The organism is Vibrio sp. 10N.222.48.A3 (assembly GCF_041475345.1).
GTDB classification, from domain to species: domain Bacteria; phylum Pseudomonadota; class Gammaproteobacteria; order Enterobacterales; family Vibrionaceae; genus Vibrio; species Vibrio tasmaniensis_A.
The window spans coordinates 1-770 of the sequence record NZ_JBFRVX010001602.1; the positions used below are offsets into that span (position 1 = coordinate 1).

At 44.9% G+C, this 770-nt stretch carries 1 protein-coding gene and 1 pseudogene; both read left to right on the plus strand.

Annotated features, from left to right (window positions below; genetic code table 11):
• Positions 1 to 86, plus strand: a pseudogene (locus AB4653_RS27965) (lipoprotein localization factor LolB); the annotation flags it as partial.
• A partial coding sequence (gene ispE / locus AB4653_RS27970) for a 4-(cytidine 5'-diphospho)-2-C-methyl-D-erythritol kinase (protein WP_372105890.1) occupies positions 83 to 770 on the plus strand: 688 nt, incomplete at its 3' end. The pseudogene AB4653_RS27965 and the gene ispE, both read left to right, overlap by 4 nt.

Below are 770 nucleotides of genomic sequence, written 5' to 3' on the forward strand. Positions count from 1 at the left end.
CAATTCCCCTCCCTACTCGATTGTCATTCAATCAAGACGAGAACAAAATCAACATTGTAGTTTCGAAGTGGACACTGAAAAAATGATAACAACGCCAACGCACTGGCCTTCGCCAGCTAAGCTGAATTTATTTCTCTATATCACTGGCCAACGCGACAATGGCTATCACGAACTTCAGACCCTATTTCAGTTTGTCGACTTTGGCGATGAACTTACGGTTACCGCAAACCGAGAAACAAGCTCGATAACCATCACACCTGAAATTCCAGGTGTTGCGACAGAAGATAACCTGATTTGGAAAGCCGCAACTGCCCTTCAACAATACACATCGACGACTTTCGGTGCGGATATTGAGTTAAAGAAAGTGCTTCCTATGGGAGGTGGCATTGGTGGAGGTTCTTCAAATGCTGCGACCGTGTTAGTCGCTCTCAACCATTTATGGCAACTCAACCTTTCTGATAATCAGCTAGCAGAGATCGGTTTGAAGCTTGGTGCAGACGTTCCTGTCTTCGTTAAAGGCCATGCCGCCTTTGCTGAAGGGGTTGGAGAACAACTGCAACCCGCCAATCCGGATGAAAAATGGTATCTCGTTGTTAAACCTCAAGTGAGCATAGCAACTGTAGACATATTCACACATTCAGAATTAACTCGAAATACGCCGAAGCGAGCACTATCAACGCTTCTAGAGCAAGAATACGTAAACGATTGCGAAAAAATTGTGCGAATGCTGTACCCAGAGGTTGATAAGCAACTTTCATGGCTGCTACAAT